A 6,150-nucleotide genomic window follows, 5' to 3' on the forward strand; every position below is an offset into this window, starting at 1 on the left:
ATCCGATCGCACATAGTATGACACTATGTGCGGTAAATCCTTAGCGCCGGATTGGGCGGGTTTGCTCCTCGACCCCCACGACCTCAGCAGCCGAGAGCCAGGCGCAACAACCCCGCCCCCGCCTAGCGCCCGACCACCACGTCAGACAGGACTCCTAGGTGAGCTCGACCATGAAAACCGTCGCCGGAATCCTCACGGCCGCAGCCATACTCATCACCGCAGCATCCTGCGCGATGATGACCGCCTTCGTCGGAGGCGGCGGCATGAGCCAAACCCAGCAAGACTTCCTCTATCAATGCGACAGCGTGCTCGGCCTCGACCCCTCTGCCCCTCCTCCGACACCACCACCGCACCGGCAACGCAAGACCCGACGACCCCCTCGACCACCACCCTCCACACCACCGCCCAGCCGACCGAGACCGCCACCCTCCCCAGCACCAACCCCTACGCTTCCCTCACCGACATCCCCTCGACCCTGCCGACCCGAATCCGCGAATGCGTCACGAAACTGTCCACCGCCCCCTACCAACAACCCCCGCTGACCTCCACCCTCACCACCAGCACCGCAGCCACCGTCGCCCGATACGCCACCATGCTCGTATCCGACCGCATCACCGCTGACGACACGGCAGGCACCGTCGACGGCCCCCAGAACGGCCGAATCGGCCAAACCCAGGCAGTCCAGTACGTCTTTCACCGCGTAGGAATCACCATGCCGGCGACCATTGCCGAGCAGATCACCATCGGACAACGCGTGGCACCCACCGCCATTTCCCCCGCCGATCTGATCTACTCCGACTTCACCGGCACCCAGCCCCGCACGGTGATGATCGCCATCAGCGCAACGCTGGCGACATCCGTTCCCACAACACGCGGCCAGCCCGTCACACTGGTAACGATTTCACCGACGAGCTCGCTCGTGGTGAAACGAGTCCTGAGCGAAGGAGGAACGCAGCGATGAGCGACGCCACCGCGGTACCCGACGACGATGCCGACCCGCACCTGTCGGTCACCGTCAACGAGGACGGAGACCTCGAGCATGGTGAACGTCTTCATCAAGGCGGACATGGTTGCGGCTCCTGGGGCGGGGGATCGTGACAGTCGGGGATCGTGATGTTCGGGGTGGTGCGCACTCGGTCGTGACGGTGCGAACGATGGGAAACACGCTGTGGTGCAGCATGTTTCCCATCGTCGCGCACACGGTGGCCGGTCGAACTAGGTCCGGTCGACCTCATCCCCGATGTAGAGGGCCAGGCCGCCGGTGGCGAAGTTGGCGACGTCGGCCTTCGCGGCGTCCATCTCCGGCGACTCAAGCGCGGCCTTGACGTCGCGCTCCGAGTTGAAGGTCACGGTCGCGACCATGTAGTACGGGACCCCTTCCCCGGGCAGTGCCGAGACGCACTTGACCGTGATGTAGTCGACGAGGCCGGGGAGCTTCTTCGCCAGCGGCACGTGGGTGCTGTCGTAGTAGGTGTCGAACGCCTCGGTGTCGGTGGGCTGGCCGTAGCAGACCACGATCTGATACATGGTGCACTCCTTGGTGATTGGTACTGCGAACAGTTCTTGTGTGGTGGGAGGCGGCTGGTGCCGGACGCGTTCAGAACGCGTCGGGGACCTCCAGCCGGAGCCCGTCGAGGTCGGTGGTGACCGGCAGCTGACACGCCAGCCGGCTGTTGCTCCGACGTTCGGCCTCGGCGCAGTCGAGCATGTCGTCTTCTTCGGCGCTCAGGTCCGCGAGGAGCCCGAGTTGCTCGGGTTCGACGTACACGTGGCAGGTGGAACACGTGGCGTTGCCACCGCACTCGGCGAGGATGCCGTCGATACCTGCGGCGACGGCGGCCTGCATGACGCTCTGGTCCAGCGACGCATCGACGGTGATCGACGACCCGTCCGATTGGGAGAAGGTGATCTTGGGCATCGGCATCACTTCGGGTAGATCCGCACGGGCAGCGAATCGAGGCTGCGGATGAGGTTGTTGATGTGCTGCTTCTTCGGGCCGATCTGCTCGATGCGATCCACCCGGCGGCCGAGTTCGGTCCACAGGGCGATCATCTCGGTGTTGGACACCGACTTTCCGACGCACATGTGCGGGCCGTACCCGAACCCCACGTGGTCGGTGGGGTTGCGCAGCACGTCGAAGGAGTCGGGGTCGCGGTAGTGCCGCTCGTCCCGGTTTGCCGCCCCGTAGGAGTGATACGTCCGCGACCCCGCGGGGATGACGATGTCGTCGTACTCGACGTCGCGGGTGGTCACGCGGGTGAACCACTGCCCCACGCTGTCGAACCGGATGCCCTCGAGGATCGCGCCCGGGATGGTCTTGGGGTCGTCGCGGACGATGGCCCACTGGTCCGGGTTCGCCGCGAACTGCGCGATCGTGTTGCCGAGGGTACCGGCGGTGGTGTCGAGTCCGGCGGTGACGTAACCCTCCAGGATCGCGACCGCCTGCACGTCGGTGACGTCGCCGCGTTCCACCGACTCCCACGTCGACGCGGCGACGCTGCCCTCGCGTGCGGTCTCCGGAGTGATGTTCTCCAGCGCCCAGCTGTAGAGCTTGTCCATGCTGGGCAGGGTGTCGTCGTAGAGGCCGTCCGGCGCCGCGCAGTTGTAGGTGTCGGTCGCCCAGTGCAGCATCGTGCGGCGCTGTTCGATGTCGGGCTCGACACCGAGCACCTCCATGAACACCCGCATCGGCATCATCTGGGCGAAGTCGAGCACCGCGTCGAACTCGCGGCGATCGAGCAACTCCTCGACGAGCGTCACGGCGGCCTGCTGGATCTTCTCCTTGTAGGCCGCGGCGGCTTTGGGGCCGAGGTCCTGCATCATCAACTTCCGCATGGGCAGGTGGTCGGCGCCGTCCTTGCACGACGCGGAGTCCTTCCACGCCTCGTTGAGTGCCGTGCTCATTCCGATTCCCTGCGCCGAACTGAACGTCTGCCAGTCGCCGAGCGCGTGACGGACCTCGTCGTAGCGGGTGAGCGCCCACGTGTCGTACCGGGTCATGTACGACACACGGCCGATGTCGCGCAGCGACCGATACGTGTCGTAGGGATCGACCAGGGTGTCGTGTGCGAAGACGTCCGCATCGGTGGCATAGCGTTCCTGGGCCGTGGCCAGTGACAGTGTCATAGATTCCTCCTCGATCAGGGGTGTGTCGGTGAAAGGTGCAGTGCACCACTAGGTGTCAGGACTGGGTTCTCAGCGAGCCGTGGCGACCTCCCGGGCGATGTGTTTGAGGTCGAAGGCAGCGGGTGACCCGTCGACGGGCGCCACCGGGCGCGGTCCACCGCGCAGGATCTTGCGTGCGGCCATGTGCTCGCCGCTGCTGTTGACCGACTCCACACAGGACAGTTCGCCGGAGCGGAACCGCAGCACCGAACATCGTTCTGCTGCCTCGTCGCCGATCACCACCGACTCGGCGCCCTGCGCGCCGATTCCGGCGATCTGGATCTTCAGTCCGCACTGGTCGGTCCAGAACCACGGCACGGCGTCGTAGGGTCCTGCGTCGCCCATGAGTCGGGCGGCGACGTGTCGTGCGTGGTCGACGGCGTTCTGCACCGATTCGAGGCGCAGCATCTGGCCGTCGGCGTGTGCGCACGGGAATCGCGCGCAGTCGCCGATCGCACTGATCCGGTGGTCGTTGGTGCGCAACCGGTCATCGACGAGAATGCCGTTGTCGACGGCGAGGCCGGCGTCGTCGGCGATCTCCGTGTTGGGCACGACGCCGATGCCGACAACTACGAAGTCGGCCGGAATCCGTTGCCCGTCAGTGAGTTCCACGGCTTCGACGGTGCCGTCGGAGCCGCACAGCCGGCTGACGCCGGCGTTCAGGACGACCGCGGTTCCCCTGCGGCGATGCGCCGCCGTGACGAGTGCGGAGATCTCCGGGGACACAGCCCGATTGAGGAGACGGGCCTCCATGTCGACGATCGTCACGGAGTGGCCTCGCTTGGTCGCCGCGGCGGCCACCTCGGTCCCGACAAAGCCGCCGCCGATCACCACGACCCGTGCCGGGCCGGTGAGCCCCGCGCGGATCGCCTTCGCGTCGTCGCACGTACGCAGTGCCTCCACTCCCGCGAGGTCGGCGCCCGGCACGCTCAGCTCCCGCGGCCGGGCGCCGGTGGCCAGGATCAGGTGGTCGAAGGCCAGTTCGCGACCCGAACTCAGCGACACGGTGCTGCGGACCCGGTCGATGCGGGTGACGCCGTCACCGGTGATGAGGTCGATGTCGAGTCGCTCGAACACCGAGTGCGGCCGGAGCAGCAGGAGTTCCTCCGACATGGCGTCGTCGTTGATGAGATACGCCTTCGACAGCGGAGGACGCTGATACGGCAGGCCCGGTTCGTCGCCGACGATCGTCAGGCGGCCCGTATAGCCGTGATCGCGCAGCGACATCGCTGCCTGCAGGCCGCCCTGCCCGGCGCCGATGATGATCACGTCGGTGAGCGTCGCGGTGGTCGTCGTCAACTTCGCTTCCTTTCACGCGCGGCAAGGGCATGCGTCGATTGCCGGAGAGGGGTTTCGGGATCACGTCACTGGCCGTACCCCGCAGGGGTCGGCATCGAGAGGAGATGGGGTGGGTGGGTGGGTGAGGGGGAGTAGGGCTGGGCGTCGAGAACCCTAGGAGCGCAAGGTGTCCGAGGGACTCACGCCGTAGAGCTTTCGGTACTGCGCCGAGAACCGGCCGAGATGGGTGAAGCCCCAGCGGGCTGCGACATCGGCGACCCGGGTGGTCGACGGATCACCGGCGACGAGGTCGACGTGGGCCCGTCGCAGTCGTTCGGTCCGCACGAATTGGGACGGGGTCGTGCCGATGTGGTGGGCGAATCCGCGCTGGATGGCCCGGAGGCTGATCCCGACTTCCTGCGCGATCTCGGTGAACGTGAACGATTCGGACAGCCGCGCCATGATGGCGTCCTCGACGAGCTTCAACGACTCGGGCGTCGCCACCGAGTCGCCCGAATGCAGTTGCTCGGAGAACTGATGGGTACTCGCGAGGAGGAAGCCGGTCATGAGCGACTGGGCCAGCGGGTCGGCGACCATCCGGCAGCTGAAGAGCGTGTTGCCGCCGTCGATCTGCCGACGGACGTCGGAGAGCAGGTCCCACCACTCCTTGCCCAGGCCGCGCTCGAGATTGATCCCGGATGCGAGTTCGAGATCCACCTCGACGGGTTCGCCGAGCAGGGCCGACAACGTCTGTTCCAGGGCGGCGCTGTCGAACTTGACCGCGGTCATGTGCAGTCGCCTGCTCGCCTTGAGCAGCGCGTCCGCCTCCTTGCGGTACATCGCGCCGTGCTTCGGGGTGATGTGGACCTCCCGCCCGCGCGATCTGGACGACATCGAGTGCTCGACCGGGACGTTCACGTGGTACCCGTTGGTGATGTGCGGGAAGTCCAGGGAGACCTCGCTGTTGTAGTCCAGTTCACCGATGGTGATCGGACCGACGTTCTGGACGGTGAGAATCCCCCGGAACTGCTGCTGATTGCGCTCCATCGACGCCTTGTGCGGATAGAAGGCGGTGGTCACCGCCCGTTCCGACTCCTCCAGCTTCTTCAGCGAGAAGACGGACGACGTCGGTCTGGCCGGCCGCGACGTGCTCGTCGTCGACGTTCCCATTCAGGCCTCCAAACCATCTGGCTCGACGTCGGCCAGGCTGTGACCGATGTCATATCTGTGGGTAACCAGTGTGGGGCATCGCAACAGACGGTGTCTAGCCAGTTCGCGCCCAGTTCGTATCCACAACGCGTCGGCAGCCGCGAAACAGTCATATCGGTTCCGGCGGAGGGCGATAGGCGTTGTGACCAGCCGGATTGGGTCGAGCGTTGCGAGTGCGCTACGCTAGCCATCGCCCGTTGAGCCCCCGTAGCTCAGGGGATAGAGCGTCTGCCTCCGGAGCAGAAGGCCGCAGGTTCGAATCCTGCCGGGGGCACAGTTGAAAACACCGCTTCACGTGCGGTGATGCCAAATCTCATCTCTGTCAGTTGTCGGTGCCGGTCGGTTCGTTGTCACGCGATGTCACAACTGTCACTTAGCTGGGACCCAGCCGTCCCACCAGTCGCCGAACTCGAGGGTGACGCGGGGGTCGAGGAGCAAAACCCGCCCAATCCGGCGCTAAGCGATGAACATCGAGCGGTGACGTCGGCGGCGTGGACC

General features: G+C 66.0%; 7 protein-coding genes and 1 tRNA gene. 3 read left to right on the forward strand and 5 right to left on the reverse strand.

Annotated features, from left to right (window positions below):
* Positions 1–295: 295 nt before the first annotated feature.
* Both AC3WTE_RS32240 and AC3WTE_RS32245 read left to right on the forward strand, forming a co-directional pair.
* A complete protein-coding gene (locus AC3WTE_RS32240) occupies positions 296–961 on the forward strand; it encodes an NlpC/P60 family protein (protein WP_135428527.1) in 666 nt (221 codons plus the stop codon).
* Positions 958–1,098, forward strand: coding sequence for a hypothetical protein (locus AC3WTE_RS32245; RefSeq protein ID WP_161976603.1), 141 nt, complete (start codon positions 958–960; stop codon positions 1,096–1,098). The genes AC3WTE_RS32240 and AC3WTE_RS32245 overlap by 4 nt, the downstream gene beginning before the upstream one ends.
* Before the next feature lie 117 nt (positions 1,099–1,215).
* Here the strand turns inward: AC3WTE_RS32245 and AC3WTE_RS32250 are convergent, their stop codons facing one another.
* The 5 genes from AC3WTE_RS32250 to AC3WTE_RS32270 all read right to left on the reverse strand — a co-directional run bounded on the left by AC3WTE_RS32250 (position 1,216) and on the right by AC3WTE_RS32270 (position 5,613).
* On the reverse strand, positions 1,216–1,527 hold the full coding sequence (locus tag AC3WTE_RS32250; RefSeq protein WP_492443689.1) for an EthD family reductase: 312 nt from the start codon (positions 1,525–1,527) through the stop codon (positions 1,216–1,218).
* Positions 1,528–1,597: 70 nt separating this feature from the next.
* A complete protein-coding gene (locus AC3WTE_RS32255) occupies positions 1,598–1,918 on the reverse strand; it encodes a 2Fe-2S iron-sulfur cluster-binding protein (protein WP_135428537.1) in 321 nt (106 codons plus the stop codon).
* Positions 1,919–1,923: 5 nt separating this feature from the next.
* A complete protein-coding gene (locus tag AC3WTE_RS32260) occupies positions 1,924–3,126 on the reverse strand; it encodes a cytochrome P450 (RefSeq protein ID WP_492443691.1) in 1,203 nt (400 codons plus the stop codon).
* 69 nt (positions 3,127–3,195) lie between these two features.
* The gene (locus AC3WTE_RS32265; protein ID WP_236147732.1) at positions 3,196–4,464 is read right to left on the reverse strand and encodes an NAD(P)/FAD-dependent oxidoreductase; all 1,269 of its coding nucleotides are present in this window, start codon (positions 4,462–4,464) and stop codon (positions 3,196–3,198) included.
* A 153-nt stretch (positions 4,465–4,617) separates the two neighbouring features.
* Entirely contained in the window at positions 4,618–5,613 is a 996-nt protein-coding gene (locus AC3WTE_RS32270; RefSeq protein WP_087072477.1) for an AraC family transcriptional regulator, read from the reverse strand.
* Positions 5,614–5,853: 240 nt separating this feature from the next.
* On the opposite strand from AC3WTE_RS32270, the gene AC3WTE_RS32275 reads away from it, so the two are divergent.
* Positions 5,854–5,926, forward strand: a tRNA-Arg gene (locus AC3WTE_RS32275).
* The last annotated feature ends 224 nt before the right edge of the window (positions 5,927–6,150 follow it).

It is taken from the genome of Mycobacterium sp. FW102-FHT13B02 (assembly GCF_058790275.1).